The following is a 21,124-nucleotide window of genomic DNA, read 5'->3' on the forward strand; positions in this document are numbered from 1 at the left end:
TTCTCCAGAGGATCCAATAAATGAAATAGATGATTGCAACTAAGTAAATACAGGCCGCACTCCCGATTTAACTAAGTTGACCCGATCGAATGTAAACCACACGACAATGAATTGTCAACCAATTAATTGACCAATGGTTAACCATTTTGATTAATTCTTATCCAAAATTCCAATATCGAGTTGCTAAAAGCTTCGTTAGAAAATTTACCAAAGCAAATACAAAAGGACACCTCGCTGACCAATCAGTACATGCCACTCCTTAAATCGGCGACATGACTTTTTAACGAAACAGGAGCATATGGTATTCCTCAATAAATTATTTCAGTTTTCTAATTTTTTATTTTATGCAGTTATTTCGGACATTTACGTCAAAAAGTAAACAACAGTTGTACCAAATAGATTAGTTGCTTAGAATTCAGTTAACCTTAGGTTAATCAGAGCACCACATGAGTTCAGTGTTATTTTGGCTTTTAGTCATCGTTGTTGTTTATTCTTTATATGTCGTCCGAAAGAAACAAAAAACAATACACGCGTTAAAAACCAAGCAACTTTCGTTAAATCATTCAGTCCGTCAATTGCAAAATCGCTATAAAGAGTTGGTCGCGTCGCTACCACAACAGTATGAATTGGAACTTGAAACAGAACACAAACGTCGATTGATTGCCGTGGGCAATAACTACTTTGTGTTTCAAGCGGTAAACTCGTTAAACTTAGAGCGTTTGTCTGACTTAGTCGATACATTTTCCAATGTATTTTCTCAGTTTGAAGATATCAATTGGTACCCTAAAGAGCAGCTTCCAGCCTTAATATCAAAGCTCTGTGAAGCCTTGCCTAGCGATACCCGTAGCTTCAATAGCCAGTTTTATCTCGAACAAGCGCCAAGACTATTTTTTGATTTTTCTGAGGAAATTAACGAATTAATTATTAAAAATGAAGCACAGTCAGAACAAGACATAATAGAATCCGAAGAAGATGAGCAAAGTAATACTTACCAGTATTCTTCTGAAACAGAACAAGACATGTCTAACAACTCCTAAATACAAAACAAGCCGGCCAAAAGCGTGTCCGCCTATGGTTGTGAAAATACTGAACAAACATGGAATATCGGGATTTATTGAGCTAAAGTAGTTGATCCCTTTTGCCATATAAATAAAGGTAAATAAAATAATATGGTCCCTAAGCGATTTATTACTGCTCAAGAATTATTAGAAGATTCCTTTCGTCTTGCCCATCAAGTTTATGAATCTGGATTTAAACCTGACTTTATTATTGGGATCTGGCGTGGCGGAGCACCAATTGGCATCGCCGTTCAAGAATACTTCGATTTTAGAAAAGTCGAAACAGATCACATTGCGGTGCGCACATCTTCATATTACGGTATTGGCCAGCAATCCAAAGAAATTAAAGTTCATGGTTTACATTATTTGATTGAAAATGCGAATGCGGACAACTCGTTACTTATTGTAGATGATGTTTTCGACTCAGGACGAAGCATTGATGCGCTGATCACACAAATTAAAAGTTTATCACGACTTAATACACCAAAAGACATTCGAATAGCGTGTCCGTGGTTTAAGCCAAAAAACTGTCAGGTAGACATAGTTCCCGACTATTACGTTCAACAAAGTGATGAGTGGTTAGTGTTTCCACACGAGTTATCAGGGTTGACGGCTGAAGAGTTAGCGGAAGGTAAAACAGATCTAAAAAATATTATAGATCTGTTTAAATAGATTAAAAAAATACGGGGTTGATGCATTCAACCCCGTAATTAAATTCAATAAAAACACAATTAACGATTTTAACAAATAGCTGTAAATCACTAATCAACAAATGCAATTTTAGCAATAAATAATACCGTCAGAATCCAAACGCTTAGACTGACTTCATCTCTTTTGCCACACAATAGCTTAGTAAATGCATATGTTATAAACGCCAAACTTATCCCATGCGCAATAGAAAATGTTAGCGGTGTAAAAAGCAATACTACAGTCACCGGCGCAGCTTCCGTAATGTCACTCCAATCAACATTTTGCAAATTAAATAGCATTAATATCGCCACATAAAACAAAGCCCCCGAGGTCGCATATACTGGGATCATACCCGCCAAAGGGGCAAAGAAAATACTCAGTAAAAATAGCACACCAACGCAAACCGCAGTTAACCCCGTGCGACCACCTTCGGACACTCCAGCTGCACTTTCTATATAACTTGTCGTTGTTGATGTACCTAACGCAGCCCCCGCTAACGTTGCGACAGAATCACTCGATAATGCTTTTCCAAGGCGAGGGATATTGCCAACTTCGTCAATTAATTTGGCTTTTTGCGTAACTGCAATCAATGTTCCTGACGTATCAAATAAATCAACAAACAAGAAAGCAAAAACAACACTTAACATAGAAAGTTCCAACGCGGCGCTTAAATCCATTTGTAAAAATGTAGGGGCTAACGAAGGTGGCATCGACATGATACCAGCGTACTCAATATCACCAAATCCTATACCGATTAACGTCATGGCTAATATCGCAAATAATACACCACCTTTAACACCTCTTGCAGTTAAAGCGGCAATCACAAAAAAGCCAATCACACTCATTAAAGGGGTGAATTCAGAAAGGTTACCTAGGCTAACAAATGTAGCTGGATGAGCGACAATAATGCCCGAATTTTTAAGTGCTATTAACGCCAAAAATGAGCCAATCCCCGTTGCAATACCGAGTTTTAGTACTCTGGGGATCGCGTTAATGATCCATTCCCTAACCTTAAAAAGGCTCAATAAAAGGAAGATAATCCCCGATAGAAATACCGCACCTAAAGCGGCTTGCCATGTATGCCCCATACCAAGCACAACACCATAAGTGAAAAAAGCGTTTAACCCCATTCCAGGCGCAAGCGCGATGGGATAGTTCGCAACAAACCCCATAATAAAGCAACCAATCGCTGCCGCGATACAAGTAGCGACAAATACGGCCCCTTTATCCATCCCAGCCTCGGCTAAAATACTTGGATTTACAAAAATAATATAAGCCATAGTGACGAACGTCGTTAAACCCGCGACAATTTCGGTTTTCACGTTCGTATTATTGGCTTTTAAATGGAACAGTTTTTCCAACATATCTAAACCTTCTTCAATTTTTGAGCAATATTTTTAAAATAGCGCTATATTTTGTACCATGCACTGCGAAAGATTAATAGAATCAATCTTTTATTTTACCTAAAGAGAACAAGAACATGAAAACAATACTGCTAAGCCTTATGACCTTCATCTTATTTTCAGCGCCTAGTATGGCAAAAACAAAATGGTCTGACTTTAGTTTAAGCTATTTAAAAGGCAGTGATTACGAACTGGGTGACAATAAACGTGAAGTGATTTCGTTTGAATACGCAAACGGAAGTACTTGGGGTGATACCTTTATGTTTTTTGATCGGCTAATATCTGACAACGGCGATGTTGAAACCTACGGTGAATATAACTCACGATTTCATGTAAAAAAATTCAATGGCTTTATTAAAAACGTTTACGTTGCAGGCACTTTAGAAATGGGCCCCGGCAATAACTATTTATTTGGCGTTGGCACCGATCTAGATGTACCCTACTTTAAGTTTGTCCAGCTAAATCTGTTTCACCGTAACAATGCCTTTGGTGGCAACAATTACCAGGCGACTTTCGTTTGGAGTGCTCCAATTGGACCTCTGACATATACCGGCTTTATCGACTACGCAACTGAATATGATTCTTATGAGGCGTCAATGAATTTTACCTCGCAGCTAGGTTACGATTTTGCACCAGCGTTAAATATGAAAAACAAATTTATCGTCGGCATTGAGTACGTTTATTGGGACAACAAATTTGGCATCGACTCCATCGACGAACGCAATGCAAACCTATTAATCAAATATCACTTTTAATAAATTCAAAATCCTTACTGCATCTAAACCTGTGCTGATTATTACGGGGCAGTTGTGGTAAATATGAAATAGTAAGCTCATTTAAAAAGTACGGCCACATTTATCAAAAAATAGAGCCGTGCATTATTTACCGAATTTATTTATATCTCTTAGAAATTATTCCCAAAAATCTGTTAACTTGCTCGTAACTAATTAACATCACCTGGCGACGTTGTTTATTGCCAGGGTGTGACTCAAGGTTTGACACTTAAAAATGAATTCAAATGGAAAGAATGGCGCTATATTAGCCGTTATGGCTTATTCTATGTGGGGCTTAGCACCGGTATTTTTCAAACTGTTAGACCACATTTCGCCGCTTGAAATATTGCTACACCGCATTCTATGGTCCGTGGTTGTTTTGGCTATTATAATTTCAGTTAAAAATAACTGGCGAGCTGTTATCGCTGTGTTTAAAGACAAAAAAAATATCCTACTGTTAATGTTAAGTAGTTGCTTTTTAGCGTTAAATTGGTGGTTGTTTATCTGGGCCATAAATTCTGGGCGCATTTTAGACGCAAGTCTAGGCTATTACATTAACCCGATATTAAACGTCGCATTGGGCATGGTGTTTTTGTCTGAACGCCTAAGCCGCCTTCAATATCTGGCAGTGGCATTCGCTTTTACCGGCGTCTTAATTCAAGTTGTGACTTATGGTTCTTTTCCAATTGTCGCGTTTGGTCTCGCCTCGTCATTTGCAATGTATGGCCTTATTCGAAAAACCATCAAAGTTGACGCGGTGACCGGCATTTTTTGGGAATCCGCACTGTTAATTGTACCGGCCATTATCTATTGGCTAGTTTCAGAGCCTACAGTGACGACAAATATGTTTAACAACCCACTTAATTTAAATCTGTTATTTATAGCGACTGGGCTTGTAACAACAGCACCATTACTCTGTTTTGTCGGCGCTGCACGTCGTTTAAACTATTCCACTATCGGATTTTTCCAATACATTGGACCAAGCATCATGTTCCTTTTTGCCATATTTGTTTATCAGGAAAATATGAGTGACGCTAAATGGCAGACATTTGCATTTATCTGGACAGCGTTAATTTTCTATTCTTACTCAAGTTACCGAACCTACTCAAATAACAGGATAAAAACTCACTAGTTGCTTAGCCTAGTCATCTGCATGACCAACAAGTAACTGCTGTGTTAATTATTACTTAGATTATTGCAGACATAAAAAAACCTCGATTAACGAGGTTTTTTTTACGATTCAACACATAATACTAATCCGCTAACAAGCGATTTAAATTTGTGGGCCCGCTGCCACTAACGCTTTGCCTTCGTCATTATCAGTAAACTGAACAAAGTTTTTCACAAACTTAGCGGCTAAGTCATCTGCTTTAACTTGCCATTCATCCGCTTTTGGATATGTATCACGCGGATCCAAAATACCAGAGTTCACGCCAGGTAATTCAGTAGGAACTTCTAAGTTAAAGATAGGTACAAATTTAGTTGGAGCAGCTTCAATTGACCCATCTAAAATTGAATCGATAATCGCACGTGTATCTTTAATCGAAATACGTTTACCTGAACCATTCCATCCAGTATTGACCAAGTAAGCTTCAGCACCCGCGGCATTCATACGCTCAACCAAAACCTCAGCATACTGAGTAGGGTGTAAGGTCAAAAACGCTTTACCAAAACATGATGAGAAGGTTGGAACAGGTTCCGTGATACCACGTTCAGTACCAGCTAACTTAGCAGTAAATCCAGAAAGGAAATGATACTTCGTTTGTTCTTTAGTTAACTTAGAAACCGGAGGCAATACACCAAAGGCATCCGCCGTTAAAAAGATAACTTTTTGCGCATGGCCAGCTTTAGAAACCGGCTTAACGATATTCTCGATATGGTATATAGGGTACGAAACTCGAGTATTTTGAGTTACAGAGCCATCAGAAAAATCAATTTTACCATTATCATCTACTGTGACATTTTCAAGTAACGCATCACGGCAAATTGCATTATAAATATCGGGTTCGCTTTCTTTATCTAAGTCGATAGTTTTGGCATAACAACCACCTTCAAAGTTAAAGACACCGTCTTCATCCCAACCGTGTTCGTCATCACCAATGAGTTGGCGTTTAGGATCGGTTGATAAGGTTGTTTTACCCGTACCAGATAGTCCGAAGAAAATAGCAACATCGCCTTCTTCCCCAACGTTAGCTGAACAGTGCATTGAAGCCATACCTTTTAGCGGTAAATAGTAGTTCATCATTGCGAACAACCCTTTCTTCATTTCACCGCCGTACCAAGTACCGCCAATTATTTGCATTTTTTCTGAAAGGTTGAATACCGTAAAGACTTCAGAATTTAATCCGTGTTTTTGCCAATCTGCATTGCCTGTTTTAGAACCGTTCATTACAACAAAATCCGGCTCGCCGAAATTTTCAAGTTCTTCGTCAGTTGGGCGAATAAACATGTTTTTAACAAAGTGAGCTTGCCATGCAACTTCCACTATAAAACGTACTTTAAGTCGTACTTTTTCATTTGCACCACAAAAAGTATCAACAACATACAGTCGGTTACCAGATAGCTGATCTGTGACACATTTTTTTAAGTCTTGCCAAACGTCATTTGAAATAGGCTTATTATCGTTTGGAGCAGACTTAGAGTTCCACCATACTGTGTCGCGAGTGACATCATCTTCGACGATATATTTATCTTTTGGCGAACGACCGGTAAATACACCCGTACTTACATTAACGGCACCTAATTCGGTAACCACGCCTTTCTCAAATCCTTCTAGCTCAGGGTTTGTTTCATCTGCGAATAATCTATCGTAAGAAGGATTATGGATAACTTCTGAAACGTTTGTTATGCCGTACTGCGATAAGTCGATATTTATAGCCATTATATTCACCTGAACACTTTAGATTTAACAATTTGGTTTTTAACTCGCATTCTCACGTTTCGAGTTGTTGCGAAAAAATACATTGCCCAAAAGTACGCTTCGTTTACTCCAGTTTCGTAATCAACCTGGAAAGCTGCGCTTAAAAACTTACGTGTTTTTATTGAACGAAAACAAGTCTATCGTAATTCCTGAAAGTTTTGTAGCCCATACTGAAAGTTTTCTTTAGAACTTTCAGTTTTGTTTGGGTAATTATGAGGCATAAGCGGAAAACGCATCAGAGCGGTTATTTTAAAAAATAGAACAGAGATTTATTTGTATATATTTCATATAGATAAACAAAAACCGGAGCATGGGAGCTCCGGTTTTTATATTGTGACTGGATATTTATTCACCGACAAAAAAATGAATATAATATCGAATTAGGTTCGTATTGGCAGAGAAACTGTCGCGGCCAACCCAGGATTTACATTATGTAGCTTAACCTTTCCATCATGCATATCGACAATCTTTTTGATAATAGCCAACCCTAATCCACTGCCTTCGCCACCTCGAGCTAAGTCACCTTGAGTAAATGGTTCGAACAAACGCTCTAGATCATTTTCATCTATACCAGGGCCTGTATCGCTTACTCGAAAATGCACTTTACGATTTTGTTGGTCGTAATGACTGCAAATAGTTATGTCACCCTCAGAGTATCGGATGGCGTTTTCAATCAAATTTGCAATTACCCTTTTTAAGGCAATCGGTCGTACTTTCACTTGTGGTAATTCAGGGTCAAATACAAGATTAAAGTTACGACCTCTATTATTATTTTCAGAATCGGCCACATCTTGCAGTAACTGGTTTATATCTACCGCTTCTAATTCTTCCAATTTGTGATGTCGGATAAATTCCATGAACTGATCAATAATCGCATTCATATCTTCGATGTCATTGACGATCCCGTCTTTTAAAAATTCATCCGTGCCACTCATCATTTCAGTCGCTAATCGAATACGGGTTAGCGGCGTTCTTAAATCATGTGATACACCGGCCATCAGTAAGTTACGGTCTTTCTCCAGTTGTTGGATACCCGCCGACATTTGATTAAACGCCTGAGTTACCGCAATAATTTCTTCTGAACCGCGCTCACGTAGGGTTTCTGGAAACTCTCCTTTCCCCACTTCGATTGCCGCATTTTGCAGTGCTTTTAATGGCCGATTAAGCTGCCTCGCAAAGACCCAACCACCAGCCACACTCAACACACCTATTGCCACTAAATAGATAACCAAAGGTGAAAAACTCTTTTGTTGAAAACCATCAAGCGGAATTTTAACCCAGTAGTTTGGCGCTTGAGGTGGTTTTACCCAAAAGAAACTCAGTTCGCCGTGAGATATACGTACTTCCGCTTCACCACCCAATTTCTTAGACATCTGTTCCGAAAAATAAGGGTAATGTGCCGCTTCATCTAATCCATTCCAACGTGCATCTTCCTCCTTCATGACCTGAATTTTGGTCGCCTGGATAAAGTCTTTAGACAGCTGAGTTGGCACACGATAGCCATTTTCTTCGCCTAAAAATAACACTTTCACCTGACTCGCCATCAGATTATTGATCTGTTGGTAAGCCGGTTCGAACAAATAAAATACGACGCTAAGATAGGAAACAATTTGATTGATCAACAACAGCGAACCAATTAAAAATACTGTTTGCCCAAACGCACTACGTGGTAACACCTTCATATGCACACCTAAAGAACAACGTTAATAAAACAATTAACCTTTACCATCTGGGATAAATACATAACCAATTCCCCAGACCGTTTGTATATAACGCGGTTTAGTGTGATCTTCTTCAATCATTTTACGTAATCGACTCACCTGCACGTCGATACTTCGCTCAAGTGCAGAATAATCTCTGCCACGTGCCATGTTCATCAACTTGTCCCGTGACAATGGCTCTCTTGCGTGGCTAATTAAAGCTTTTAAAACAGCAAACTCGCCACTCGTTAACGGCATTACTTCATCACCGTGATGCATTTCACGGGTCGCTAAGTTTAATTTAAAATCACCAAATTCAACTTCTTCCTCCTCAAGCGTTGGTGCGCCCGGTAGCTCTTTTGTTTTACGACGCAAAATTGCTTTAATACGGGCCAATAGCTCGCGGGGATTAAACGGTTTGGGTAAGTAGTCGTCAGCGCCTAATTCAAGACCGATTATTCTGTCTACTTCATCACCTTTAGCCGTTAGCATAACAATTGGAATTTCGTTGCCTATTTGACGCAATCGGCGACAGATAGACAAACCATCTTCACCAGGTAACATTAAATCGAGTACCAACAGGTGAAAGTTTTCGCGTTCGAGTAATCGGTCCATTTGATCCGAGTTACCTGCACTGCGAACGATATAACCCTGTTCCGTCAAATAACGCTCTAACAAACTGCGTAAACGCATGTCGTCATCTACAACCAAAATTTTCGTGGTTTCTTGTTCCATTTTTAGGTTCCAAATTTGCCTGTCTGTTTACACTCAATTGTTGAGTGTGTTGATCTTTGGTGTCAATTTTCAATTTAGCCCATAGGGTAAATTGGCTAAACGGCCAGTTGAAAGTACATGGAGTTCGGCTAATGTTTACAACAAAGATCAAAACACTATAAAGAATATAAGGCATTTTTTAGGTGGAAGACAGTAAAGGGATGTTACAAAGTTTGTCTTCGTAAATTTTCCAAGTGATTCGGTCACTTTTTGAATCACCCCAAGCATTCAAACCACACGACCATTTAGTTTCGCATTGCTAAATTATATCAACCTGAAAATTGGTGCGTCCCCGCGCAGCGCAATATATTTGCTGAAAAAGAGGGATCACCATTGATTTCTTTTTGCAGTCACGACATATTGTGCAGCCAAACATTAAACGAACTTATGCGAGCAAATGAAGACAAATCTAGTCACCCGTGAAGGTTATTTAAAGCTACAAGCTGAACTTGACCATTTATGGCGCACAGAACGACCAGAAGTTACCAGAAAGGTCGCCTGGGCTGCGAGCTTAGGTGACCGCTCCGAGAACGCCGATTATAAAGAAAACAAAAGACTTCTGAGACAAATCGACCGTCGTATAAGGTATTTGCGCAAATGCCTCGAAGAGCTAAAGGTTATCGATTATTCGCCAGAACAAGAAGGCAAAGCCTTTTTTGGGGCATTGGTTCAAATCGAAAACGAACAACAAGAAACCCTTACTTTTCGTATTGTCGGCCCCGATGAAATTTACGGTCGAATGGACTACATTTCCATCGACTCGCCAATGGCAAAGGCAATCTTAAAATGCGAAGTAGATGATGAGTTTTTTGTGCAAACCCCAAGCGGAAAAAAAACCTGGTTTGTTAACTCTATTAGCTACCCCGCAAAACCTAAATAAATGCTTTTAGCACTAAATTTTTAGTTACCGTTTAAAAAGAGCAAATGAACCACCATAAAAGGAGATCATTTTGCTGAATTCAAACCTTGGAAGTGAACTATGTCAGCCAATCAAATAATTCAAATCATCGCAAGCGAGTTAACTGCGCGCCCTGAGCAAGTTTTAGCGGCAGTTAAACTGTTAGACGAAGGTTCTACTGTGCCATTTATCGCACGTTACCGTAAAGAAGCCACAGGCGGCTTAGACGATACCCAATTAAGAAACCTAGATACCCGACTTAGCTATCTGCGAGAACTCGAAGAACGCCGCGCTGTCATTTTAAAGTCGATTACCGAGCAAGATAAATTATCACCGGAGTTGGAAAAAGCCTTATTAAGTGCAGACAACAAGACCCGACTTGAAGATTTATATTTACCCTATAAACCTAAACGCCGTACTAAAGGTGAAATTGCCAAAGAACAAGGTTTAGAACCGCTTGCAGACAAGCTTTATAACGACCCTTCATTAGACCCAGAAGCAGAAGCGAGTCACTTTATCACTAATGATGTCGCTGATACCAAAGCGGCATTAGATGGTGCTAAATATATTTTGATGGAACGCTTTGCTGAGAACGCCGATCTGCTGAATAAAATTCGTCGTCACTTAAAACAAAATGCGTATCTAGAAGCTAAAGTCATTGCCGGTAAAGAAACCGAAGGGGCAAAGTTCAGAGACTATTTTGAACATTCAGAGCTCGCTGTTAAAACGCCATCTCACCGTCTTCTAGCCATGTTACGTGGGCGCAACGAAGGGGTTTTACAACTTACCTTGAATGCCGATCCTGGCTACGAAACACCGGTAAGAGAATCTCAATGCGAAACCATTATTGCGCAGCACTTTGACTTAACATTCAATCAAAAAGCCGCCGACAAGTGGCTAAAATCGGTTGTTCAATGGACGTGGAAAATAAAAATATCCATGTCGATGGAAAACGAACTTTTAACCGAACTTAGGGAAAAAGCAGAACACGAAGCTATTCGCGTATTTGCTAAAAACTTACACGACTTATTAATGGCCGCCCCTGCGGGTGCAAAAACCACGATTGGCATCGACCCTGGTTTTCGTACCGGCTGTAAAATTGCCGTCATTGATAAAACAGGTAAATTGCTCGACACTGCTACGATTTACCCACATGAACCACAAAACCATTGGGAAAAGTCAAAGCGGACCATTGAACATTTAGCCCGTACTCACAAAGCTGAACTTATTGCCGTCGGCAACGGTACAGCATCTCGTGAAACGGACAAGCTAGCCGCCGATGTAATTACTGCGGCACCTGAACTTAAACTGACTAAAATTATGGTCAGTGAAGCTGGCGCGTCAGTTTATTCAGCAAGTGAATTTGCAGCAAATGAGTTTCCAGACTTAGACGTTTCTATTCGTGGTGCAGTTTCTATTGCTCGCAGACTACAAGACCCGCTAGCGGAGTTAGTGAAAATCGATCCTAAGTCAATTGGTGTTGGCCAATATCAACACGACGTAAGTCAAAGTGCCTTATCTAAAAGCCTAGATACTGTTGTTGAAGACTGTGTAAATGCCGTTGGTGTTGATTTAAATACGGCGTCAATCCCACTGTTGACTAAAGTTTCTGGCCTGAACAAAACCCTCGCGTCAAACATTGTTAAATTACGAGATCAAATAGGTGGCTTTAAAAACCGTACAGAACTTAAGAAAGTAGAACGTTTAGGACCAAAAGCGTTTGAACAATGCGCTGGTTTTTTAAAAATTGCTAACGGCACAAATCCGCTAGATGCGTCATCGGTTCACCCTGAAGCTTACCCGGTGGTCACACGGATCATCGATCAAAATAGCAAAGCGGTAAATGATGTTTTAAACAACGCAGAGTTTTTAAAACGCCTTGAGCCTAAACAATACATTGATGAAAATTTTGGTTTACCGACCGTTGAAGACATCATAAAAGAGCTAGAAAAACCAGGCCGTGATCCCCGTCCTGAGTTTAAAACGGCAACATTTAAAGAGGGTGTAGAGTCATTAAATGACCTAAAACCGAATATGACCCTTGAGGGCGTGGTGACTAACGTCACAAACTTTGGTGCATTTGTTGACATAGGTGTGCATCAAGACGGATTAGTTCATATTTCGTCATTGACTGACAAGTTTGTTGCTGACCCTTCCGAAGTCGTGAAAGCGGGTGACATAGTAAAAGTTAAAGTCATGGAAGTTGACGTTCAGCGAAAACGCATTAGTTTATCAATGCGGCTCGATGAACAAGCTAGCGCAAAACCGTCACAAGTTAAAAACAATGCGCCGAGTCGAGCGCCGAACAAAAAAGACAATCAACGACCACAGAAGTCTTCTGGTGGTGGCAATAAAAATGCAGGCAACGCTGCGATGGGCAATGCATTTGCCGATGCCTTTGCCAAATTGAAAAAATAGCCAGACCTTAATAATAGTCACCTTGTCTCTAACGTTATGTTAGGGACAAGTGGCTAACTTAATTTTTCAACAAAACACCACCAACTAATGCCCCGAAGTAAAACCCAATTATGACCATCTGTTGGATGCGTTTATAAGCTCCCGTACGACTAGCTAAACGTTCGTTGCTGACTTTGAAAAGAACGTCATCTCTCATAATAAAAGGTCTGCAATTAAATCTTCGTTTTCACCACCTTTCACTATCGCTAAATGAGTTACTCATTGTGCAAAGTGCTACAACGTAATAGAAACCAATCAAACCAGATAATCTTTATAAATAACATGCAATAACAAAAAATTTGCACTAATCTAAAAAAAACAATTATTGGAGCAACGCCCTATGTTTTCTATCCCATTTGAATTAGACCGCACAATAGTTATCAATAAGCCCGTTGCGAGCGTATTTGATGTCCTGGGTGATTTTAATGACTGGGACAAATGGTCGCCGTGGATAATTCAAGAGCCCACATGCCCAATTAAGGTTGAAGGAAACAAAGGGGAATTAGGTCACAAGCAATCATGGAATGGCGAACGTATTGGCTCTGGAACTATAGAAATTATCAATAAAGAAGCGGATAAGAGTATCGAATTTGATCTGCATTTTATTTCACCATGGAAAAGCCATTCTAAAACCCAATTTCAATTTGAAACCATTACTGATGGCGAAGGTAATGACGCGACAAAAGTTACATGGGCCATGCAAGGTACACTGCCTTTCTTTATGTTTTTTATGAAAAAAATGATGTCGGTTTATGTTGGTGGCGATTATGAACGTGGTCTAAAAATGGCCAAAGAGTTTATTGAAACCGGCGTTGTTACATCCAAAGTCGACATCACCGGTGTAGTGCATAAAGATGGTTTTTATTATGCAGGCTGCGCCTGTACATTTGCCGCTAACAAGGTAAGTGAAGCCGTTGGTCCAGCTTTTGAAAAACTCCATGCTATGGACATACCACAACCCGACTTTGTAGCCACTATCGTCAACGAATTTGATTTAGTCAAAAACCAAGGCGATATGATAGCTGCCTTTGGCTATAAACAACGGCCAGACTTTACGCTGCCGCAAGGTATGGTAGAAGGTGAACAACCGCCACATAAAGCCTGTGAAGTGATCCATACTGGCAGTTATTACCATATTCCAAATGGCTGGGTTACTTTGATCAACTATATGCGGTTCGCTAAGTTAAAAAACAATAAAAAAGCAAAAGATTACGAAGTTTATTTAAACTCGCCAATCGAAACAGCGCCAAAAGATTTAAAAACAATGATGGTAACGCCAATTAAGTAAAATGGACGCTTTGTTAATGATATTTAGTCGGTGATATATAGGATCATTTAAAGACCGACATATGGCAATGTCATTGCTTTTTTTTGTTAAAAACTTTGTTACAGTTTTGTACGTCAACCACCAGAGTAATAGAGTAAAGTTGCTATCTTTACTAATAACAATGGCAAGTAGTATTGAATTAGGGAGGAGCATGCTAAAACTTATCTTGATTATATTGACCAATACCTTGGTATTTAATGCGTATGCGTTCGAACACAAAAAACCTTTTGATCTATTTACTTACATAGATAAGCCCCCTTTTATTCTCGATCAAGAAAAAGAAATTGGTATGAGTTACGACTTAGCTCGTTCACTAGAAGCTTTTGCCCCAACGTATCATTTTCAGGTGGTTTATGTACCTAAAATTAGAGCACTCAAAATGCTCAACGAAAAAAGCGGTGCTTTGTTGTGGACCAACCCTCTTTGGGTAAACGATCGCAAAAAGTCAAAATATGATTGGATTAGCAATTTAATGCTTGATAGCGAACTCTACATAACCAATGATAAAGATTTAGTCTACAAAGATATTTCATCGCTCAATGGTAAAGTCATTGTTGGTGTCAGAGGGTATGTTTACGTAAATTTTGAAGACGGAGCTAGCCAACATAATTTCACTCGGTTTAATGTTAGACATGAATCCTTGGTCGCGGATATGTTATTAAAAAACCGAGCTGATGTTGGCATCATTGGGTTGCAATCATATTGGTTTATGAAACGAAACAACCCCGATATTTCAAAAAAGACTTTTATATTAAATGGCGACGGTACGCCTTTTTACAGAAGCATTCTTACCTCTAAAGCGAGCCCTGAGCTTAACAATATTATTGTCCGTTGGCTAAGATCTGACCTAGGTAAAAAACAGTGGCAGGCTATTAAAAATAAGTGGTTACATTAATTCAAACTAAGTCTGCCAAATCAGTAATAACTGCAAGCATATCTAATAAAATGCAGACAAGTTCATATTTAATTGTCTCGTCGTTTTAGACATTCCTTAGCTTGTAAATTTAGTTGAACTTAAGCGATATTCAGAGTGTCCTGCCGAGTGCGGAGGAATTACCCTCCACTAACTCCCTTACATTATCCAGATTTTTTACCTGACCTTGATAGTACCGTGGTGTGACTAGCCCCAGTAAAGGTAACAAACAAATCAGTTACATAGACATTATTAACATTGCTACCATCAATAAAACCACCCGATTTTACTTGCTTCAAAATATGGTGTTTCGCTGTCTCGACGCCATTGAGAGTTAACTCTTTTAACGTCAAATTACTCAAAGCCATCGCAATTATTTCTCTTGCGGCCAATGTATCTTCCGCCTGTCCAAATGGTGAATCTACGATAAGATGGATTGTCGCAGTAACCTTATGCGAGGAATCATTATGTGGGTTTATTTCTATATTATTGAAGCTTTCAATAGAGCTCGCATATGACACGCTAGAAACAAACATTAACACCACTAAAAACACTAAATTTTTCATACAAACCCTTGTAAATTAACACCCTATTTAAGTTAAACAAAACGCTGAACTAGTAGAAAAACTCTGTTGGCTAAGGAGTACAAATCGAGGAATGCTGATATTGGCGTATTAAGTTACCTTAAAAACATTCCTTGTTTGAACTCGCTACAACTGATATTCCCTATCGACAGTCACACCTCAATCAGAGGCACACATCTTGTTGTGTGATACTTTAGCGAGTTTGTCGCTATAGTCCAACGGCTTTTTGCAACAAGTTTTGCAAAGTCACGATTTTTAAAACATGGCTGCGCGGAATACCTGATTAAGGATAAAAATCAGCAAAAAAAAAGGTTTTCCAATTTGGAAAACCTTTGATTATCAAAACGAACGTTTTACTTAGTGCGTCTTCTAAACATAAGTAATGGTACTAATAACAAAGATAAAAATGCCATTGAGCCTCCTTTACTGTCTTTTTCTTGTTTAGCGACGGCATACTGGCAGCTATCGTTGCTTTCTGTTGCTTCAGCATCATAGTTAGTTGCTGTTGAGTCCATACAACCTAATACATGTGCCACACCATCAGAAACCACGGTTAACATAAAGGTCGAGTAACCCATGTCTGTAGGATTACTGCTGTCAGCAACTTTCACCATAACTTCAGTTTCACCATACCAGTTGGCTTCTGGGGTTATTGTAACCTTCGAACCAATTTGATGACCATGAACAACCGCGCTAATGTGTTCACCTTCAACTGATATCACGTTAGGGTTAATGTCAGAATCGACATAAGCGACAAGTAAATCAACTGAGCCGTTTTCATCAACTTCTAAGTCATTCATTTGAGGTACCGTTAAGTTACCAACAACTTCAACAGGTGAGATTATAGAAACATCACCCATTCCCGATACATGGCTTTGTAGTTCGATATCAAGCGCTTTGCCCGCTGCAAGTTCAGATACGCGTACTTGGAATGAAACATCAAACTGGCTCGCTTCAGGTCCTGTATAGTCGTAACAAACGGCCATGTTCTCTTGTAATTTAGAGCTCAAGTCGTTGTAAGCATAGTTAACCCCAATCTCTTCACCAAATGGAAAACCAAAGATATCAATTGGGCCGTAATTACCATGTAGACCAACCGAGCCGTAATCACCCACATCTGCGTAATCTAATCCACCGTATGCCATGATAATTTCAAACTGACCTGCACCAAAGCGATTACCATTATGTAGGATTAAATTAAATGTATAGCGGTCGTCACGTTCGCTGTCTGGCACGATATTTTCACCAAACCAACTTGCTTCAATACTTTCCGAGCGTGAATTTAACCACTCAATGATAATATCGTCTTGTTCACTCGCTTCGTCAATGGCATAGGCAACCATCATCCCAGACATTTTCGAAGGATCGCCATAGTCGATATTTAATGGCGTAGATAGTGCTTCAATGACTTGATTAAAGCCTGCGCCTGGTAACGTTTGACCTTTCCACAACACACCAATAAATGGCGCATAAGGGTTCATTAGATAAGGGAACGGTTGACTAACAGCGTGTTGACTTCCTGACCACGCATTATCAAATGAAACAAACCCTTGAGGTGACAAGTAAAGGTTTGAGTATTTACGGTATGACTCATTGTTAAACAAATTAATATGACCGTCTTCGCCCCAAAACTGACTTAACGGTAATTCAAATTGGTTACTAAACTCAGTCCAATCATCATTCCATGAACCAGCCCAATCGATAGAAGACCCACCAACTTCTGGTGTAAATCCATAATTTTCGTAAAGGCCAACAAAACCTCTGTCATTGCTACCATAGTTAGGTACCTGACAAAGTTCATCTTCAACACTTGTTGTAACCTTATAAGAACGAGCCCAATTGGACGAATCAGGTTGTGTCCCGGTTAGTCGAATAACATTGCCATCCATAACTAACCCAGGTGCTAACTCAGGATAATTTACGTTAAGTGAGCCTTCTACCAACGTCACACCTTCTGGTAAAGATAAACTTAGATCAATATCTCTATCCATCCCAGTATTATTCGGTACGACATGGACACTAACGTCTAGCGTTTCACCACCACGAGCGCGGTTTTTATTGGTGATAGTAACGTCATCTGGGCCTCGCTCTAAGCGAAGTGGTACAAAGCCGTATGCATTAGAAACATTATTCGAGCCAATTTCAAATGCGCCGTAAGCTACGTCACCTTCGACTAAATCATCCAAATCCCATGATAGATCTAGGCCAATTTTCGCTTCCGTATTTGCCGCAGGGCCCGTTACGCTCAAGTTATTTTGGTCCATCGGAACTACTGCCGTAGCTATGGAATAAGTATCTTTTAGTAAGTCTGGTGAAAATCCATACCACTCTTCAAAAAACTCAATGTCTTCAACAGCCCAGTCATACATATTGGCAGAGGTATTTGAGTAAACTACCCAATATTGACCGGCATTTGGTTTAGTTAAGCTACAGTAGTTTAATTCGATTTGAGTCGTTGACGAACAAACCCATTCGTTATCAAAATCTGGTAAACCATTACCGTCTGTATCGATACCAATATGAATTGCCAGTGAACCATTAACATTACCGACATTTTCCTGCACACCAGGTCCAGCTTCATGCCCCAACACTTCAACAACAAAACGCGCGGTGTTTTCAGGAATATCAATTAAATCAACTTTGTAATGCTCAGTACTTAGAACTTCATTGCCTTCCCAGTCGGTTGAAGGACCCGAATAGATAGGTTTGTGATTGTTGTCCTGCGGTAACGTAATTTCCGTAACATCCGCTTTCACCGGACCGTGACCAAGATAAGCAATATCACTTGTTACTGGCATTGGTAGGTTGGCAACATGGTATGCACCTTGGTCGCGGTTGACGGTAACATTTACGTTTTCAGGCATACCTTTGCGGTCAAAGTTAATTGATACTGGCCAGTGAGAATCTGGCGTAGTGGCGTTACTAGATGTTAGGTAAACGTTGTTCCATAACTCCAGACCTTCGTAATCACCCGAACCAGTAAGTCGCGTATCATACTGATATTGAACATCTTTAATATCAGCTTTAACAATAATACTTTGTGACTCACCCGCTTTTAAGGTGAATGTCGACGGGTAGAATTCCATTTTGGCGTTTTGTATATTTATTTCGCCTTCATAAAGTGACGTCCAACGGTCATAGACCCAATCGCCCTCGGTAATAGTCCATGTACCATCTTCGGTTGCCGTAACCGTTCTAAGCCACGAACAAACACCACCACGACAATTAGAATCCATTAATTGTGGTAAATTAAGTTGGCGTACATCACCACCTTCCACGGGATTAGCCAATTCAAAGTTTTCAACGGTTTCATCCATTATCAAACCGGCTTTGACTGCGGCCGCAACATCGATACGGCCCGAGCCTGCGCGATGTACGGTTGCCGGTAAACCTTCAGGTGCAATATCTGGTTCAACATTTCTACGAACCGTATTTTGCGACGTCATTTGCAATGCAGACTGCACTTCAGCTGCGGTCCAATCTGGGTTAGCTTGGCGTACTAATGCCATAGCACCAGCCACATGTGGGCTGGCCATCGACGTACCACTGATAACCGTCCAGTCTTGCGACAAAGCTGAGTCAGGGTTTAATGGATGTTCATCCGCGTATGGCGCTAAAATATTAACACCTGGTGCCGAAATATTCGGCGACATGTGATGCTTAAAGGTTGTTGACGGCCCTAAGGAAGAAAAGCCAGCTAGAATATCAGCTGCCGAATCATCTTGGAAAACGTCCACTGAACCTGCGCTAATTGACATTTTGTGGTCTTCACCACCATCATTAATCCAACTAATTATGCTTTCACCGGTTGATCGTCCAACATGCAAACCTGGTAGTGGGAATGTATCGTCGATTAAACCGAGTTCTTGTTCTGTGCCTTCCCAATTATATAAATCGTTATATAAGATAAAACCACCTGCGCCACCAGCCATAACATTGTAAGCTTTAGAAACGCGAGCATTTTCACCTCGTTTACAAATCACGATTTGGTCAGATGTAAATGTGCCTTCCGCAAATGGATTTAGACATAACTCGTCACCGTAATCCACAGCAACAACAGGGGTGCCATTTTCAATTCCAGTTGTGGAATATCCAGCAATACCATCTGGCCAATCAGCGTCTGGATTAACATCTATCCAAGGAACATTAAGACCACCACTTAAGGTCAAAATACTATTATTAACATCAATGACTCGGTCGTGGGTCGACGCCGCAACAACCATAGACCAAGGTGCTGAATGACTCAGGCTAGCAAAGTAAGTGTTGTTATCATCTCCACCGGCATTACCCGCAGAAACTGCGATGGATATACCCGCTTCGCGCGCCGCTAACATCGCAAGTTCAGTAGCGTCTTCCCACGGAAATGGTTCTCCCCCACCTATCGAGAAATTAATAACATCTACGCCATCTTCAATTGCCTGTTCGAGCGCTAATACTAATGCTTCTTCTGGACAGCCCGCTAATTCACATGCTTGGTACGAAATGATATTGGCATGGGGCGCAACACCTGATGTAGATGCAAAAGTATAACCTTTTTCCACCCCATCACCGTCGCCTAACGATGCTGACAATAACGGTACGTTTTCAACGTAATTACCAGCCGCAGTCCCCGCAGTATGAGAGCCATGGCCTTGATAATCTTCACCGGTAGCAGGCGCTAAATCACCATATGTATCGGTAATAACAGGCCACGAATAGACACCAATTAACTTGTCGTTACATTGCACGGTTCCGTCGGCACAATCACCCAAATAAACGCCAGTGCCCAAAGGATTTGTGTGGTCATAACCATCACCACCGATGTCGGCAAACGCCACATGGTCACTATTAATACCGGTATCGATAATACCAACGATGATGCCTTCACCTTTGTAACCAACATCTGTTGACGTTTGACCGGCCCACACTTTATCAGCACCAATAAATTGCGGCCCAGTGTCAGTATGTAACTGCAACATTCTTGAAGGTTGAACAAGTTTAACTTCCTTCATTTCCGCTAGATTTAACGCTTCGTTGTACGTTAGATTTAACGACATGCCGTTTAACGAACTAAAATAATCTGCACGGACTTTGTCGTCACCGCCTTTGGCTCTAACGTTATTAAGTACCAGTTGTTTTTTAGAAGTCAGATACGTTTTGTAGGCTTGTGTGCGGGTTTGCTGGATCTGATCTATTGTTTTAGCATTGGCTGCCGGACTGTTACTTCTTGCCCGTTTCACATTACCTTGCTTAGCCGTTAACTCATTTGCAATCGTACTACGCGCGGTTGCTGGCAAGCCTTTGATATTGCCGGTATAGGTGGCAATTGGTTGATCTTTCAGTTGGATAATGTACGCTCGTTTGCCATCATGAGGTTCTACCTGGGCAAATTTACTTTTAGCAGAGGCATTATTTATTAATTGATTTCTAGCCCCTGGCATTGTTTTAATTCTGTTTAGAGAATTTGGAACTGTGTGATTCCGTTTCTTTATTGTTGTTAAATCGACTTGTTGTATTACCCCATTTGCCGATGTTTTGTTTGATGGCGCTGCATCAACTGATGCTGCTAACCCCAAACCATAAAGCACCGACAAAGCAGTTATTGCTATTTTGCTATTTTTCACATTAACTCCGAAATTTATATACTA

Annotated in this window: 14 protein-coding genes; 8 read left to right on the forward strand and 6 right to left on the reverse strand. The window is 40.3% G+C overall.

All coding sequences use genetic code 11. The features are described 5' to 3' along the window. The first annotated feature begins 446 nt into the window (after positions 1-446). Both Q4575_RS09490 and Q4575_RS09495 read left to right on the forward strand, forming a co-directional pair. On the forward strand, positions 447-1,037 hold the full coding sequence (locus Q4575_RS09490; protein WP_303522604.1) for a hypothetical protein: 591 nt from the start codon (positions 447-449) through the stop codon (positions 1,035-1,037). Positions 1,038-1,169: 132 nt separating this feature from the next. Then, positions 1,170-1,730, forward strand: a complete 561-nt coding sequence (locus Q4575_RS09495) for a phosphoribosyltransferase (protein ID WP_215962528.1) — start codon at positions 1,170-1,172, stop codon at positions 1,728-1,730. A gap of 89 nt (positions 1,731-1,819) precedes the next feature. Here Q4575_RS09495 and Q4575_RS09500 read toward each other — a convergent pair whose 3' ends face one another. Continuing rightward, a complete protein-coding gene (locus tag Q4575_RS09500; protein WP_303522605.1) occupies positions 1,820-3,112 on the reverse strand; it encodes an NCS2 family permease in 1,293 nt (430 codons plus the stop codon). A gap of 116 nt (positions 3,113-3,228) precedes the next feature. Between Q4575_RS09500 and Q4575_RS09505 the strand changes: the two genes are divergently transcribed. Both Q4575_RS09505 and rarD read left to right on the forward strand, forming a co-directional pair. Continuing rightward, entirely contained in the window at positions 3,229-3,906 is a 678-nt protein-coding gene (locus Q4575_RS09505) for a nucleoside-binding protein (protein ID WP_215962530.1), read from the forward strand. A gap of 253 nt (positions 3,907-4,159) precedes the next feature. Next, complete coding sequence (gene rarD, locus Q4575_RS09510; RefSeq protein ID WP_303522607.1) at positions 4,160-5,056, forward strand: EamA family transporter RarD; 897 nt, start codon at positions 4,160-4,162, stop codon at positions 5,054-5,056. A gap of 141 nt (positions 5,057-5,197) precedes the next feature. Here rarD and pckA read toward each other — a convergent pair whose 3' ends face one another. From pckA to ompR, 3 genes are all read right to left on the reverse strand, one after another. After that, positions 5,198-6,805 carry a phosphoenolpyruvate carboxykinase (ATP) gene (gene pckA, locus Q4575_RS09515; protein ID WP_215962532.1) on the reverse strand — a complete coding sequence of 536 codons (1,608 nt, stop codon included), beginning with the start codon at positions 6,803-6,805 and terminating at the stop codon, positions 5,198-5,200. Positions 6,806-7,224: 419 nt separating this feature from the next. Beyond that, entirely contained in the window at positions 7,225-8,526 is a 1,302-nt protein-coding gene (envZ, locus tag Q4575_RS09520) for a two-component system sensor histidine kinase EnvZ (protein WP_215962533.1), read from the reverse strand. 33 nt (positions 8,527-8,559) lie between these two features. After that, complete coding sequence (gene ompR / locus Q4575_RS09525; RefSeq protein ID WP_215962534.1) at positions 8,560-9,279, reverse strand: two-component system response regulator OmpR; 720 nt, start codon at positions 9,277-9,279, stop codon at positions 8,560-8,562. Between the two features lie 436 nt (positions 9,280-9,715). Here ompR and greB point away from each other — a divergent pair, with 436 nt between their 5' ends. The 4 genes from greB (at position 9,716) to Q4575_RS09545 (ending at position 14,895) form a co-directional block, all read left to right on the forward strand. After that, entirely contained in the window at positions 9,716-10,198 is a 483-nt protein-coding gene (greB, locus tag Q4575_RS09530; RefSeq protein WP_215962535.1) for a transcription elongation factor GreB, read from the forward strand. A gap of 99 nt (positions 10,199-10,297) precedes the next feature. Continuing rightward, on the forward strand, positions 10,298-12,634 hold the full coding sequence (locus tag Q4575_RS09535; RefSeq protein ID WP_215962536.1) for a Tex family protein: 2,337 nt from the start codon (positions 10,298-10,300) through the stop codon (positions 12,632-12,634). Between the two features lie 379 nt (positions 12,635-13,013). Continuing rightward, a complete protein-coding gene (locus Q4575_RS09540; RefSeq protein ID WP_215962537.1) occupies positions 13,014-13,961 on the forward strand; it encodes an SRPBCC family protein in 948 nt (315 codons plus the stop codon). A gap of 190 nt (positions 13,962-14,151) precedes the next feature. Further along, positions 14,152-14,895: an ABC transporter substrate-binding protein gene (locus Q4575_RS09545; RefSeq protein ID WP_303522612.1), complete on the forward strand. Its 744-nt coding sequence runs from the start codon at positions 14,152-14,154 to the stop codon at positions 14,893-14,895. Positions 14,896-15,077: 182 nt separating this feature from the next. Here Q4575_RS09545 and Q4575_RS09550 read toward each other — a convergent pair whose 3' ends face one another. Both Q4575_RS09550 and Q4575_RS09555 read right to left on the reverse strand, forming a co-directional pair. Beyond that, on the reverse strand, positions 15,078-15,479 hold the full coding sequence (locus Q4575_RS09550; RefSeq protein ID WP_215962539.1) for a hypothetical protein: 402 nt from the start codon (positions 15,477-15,479) through the stop codon (positions 15,078-15,080). Positions 15,480-15,850: 371 nt separating this feature from the next. Next, positions 15,851-21,100, reverse strand: a complete 5,250-nt coding sequence (locus tag Q4575_RS09555; protein WP_303522614.1) for a S8 family serine peptidase — start codon at positions 21,098-21,100, stop codon at positions 15,851-15,853. Positions 21,101-21,124: the final 24 nt, after the last annotated feature.

Origin of the sequence: Psychrosphaera sp. 1_MG-2023 (assembly GCF_030548245.1) — a bacterium.
Lineage (GTDB): Bacteria > Pseudomonadota > Gammaproteobacteria > Enterobacterales > Alteromonadaceae > Psychrosphaera > Psychrosphaera algicola.

What these genes read in the sequence shown, in the direction of transcription:
- Q4575_RS09490 (WP_303522604.1), top strand. Translation starts at nt 447, where the DNA reads ATGAGTTCAGTGTTATTTTGGCTTTTAGTCATCGTTGTTGTTTATTCT.
- Q4575_RS09495 (WP_215962528.1), top strand. Translation starts at nt 1,170, where the DNA reads ATGGTCCCTAAGCGATTTATTACTGCTCAAGAATTATTAGAAGATTCC.
- Q4575_RS09500 (WP_303522605.1), bottom strand. Translation starts at nt 3,112, where the DNA reads ATGTTGGAAAAACTGTTCCATTTAAAAGCCAATAATACGAACGTGAAA.
- Q4575_RS09505 (WP_215962530.1), top strand. Translation starts at nt 3,229, where the DNA reads ATGAAAACAATACTGCTAAGCCTTATGACCTTCATCTTATTTTCAGCG.
- rarD (WP_303522607.1), top strand. Translation starts at nt 4,160, where the DNA reads ATGAATTCAAATGGAAAGAATGGCGCTATATTAGCCGTTATGGCTTAT.
- pckA (WP_215962532.1), bottom strand. Translation starts at nt 6,805, where the DNA reads ATGGCTATAAATATCGACTTATCGCAGTACGGCATAACAAACGTTTCA.
- envZ (WP_215962533.1), bottom strand. Translation starts at nt 8,526, where the DNA reads ATGAAGGTGTTACCACGTAGTGCGTTTGGGCAAACAGTATTTTTAATT.
- ompR (WP_215962534.1), bottom strand. Translation starts at nt 9,279, where the DNA reads ATGGAACAAGAAACCACGAAAATTTTGGTTGTAGATGACGACATGCGT.
- greB (WP_215962535.1), top strand. Translation starts at nt 9,716, where the DNA reads ATGAAGACAAATCTAGTCACCCGTGAAGGTTATTTAAAGCTACAAGCT.
- Q4575_RS09535 (WP_215962536.1), top strand. Translation starts at nt 10,298, where the DNA reads ATGTCAGCCAATCAAATAATTCAAATCATCGCAAGCGAGTTAACTGCG.
- Q4575_RS09540 (WP_215962537.1), top strand. Translation starts at nt 13,014, where the DNA reads ATGTTTTCTATCCCATTTGAATTAGACCGCACAATAGTTATCAATAAG.
- Q4575_RS09545 (WP_303522612.1), top strand. Translation starts at nt 14,152, where the DNA reads ATGCTAAAACTTATCTTGATTATATTGACCAATACCTTGGTATTTAAT.
- Q4575_RS09550 (WP_215962539.1), bottom strand. Translation starts at nt 15,479, where the DNA reads ATGAAAAATTTAGTGTTTTTAGTGGTGTTAATGTTTGTTTCTAGCGTG.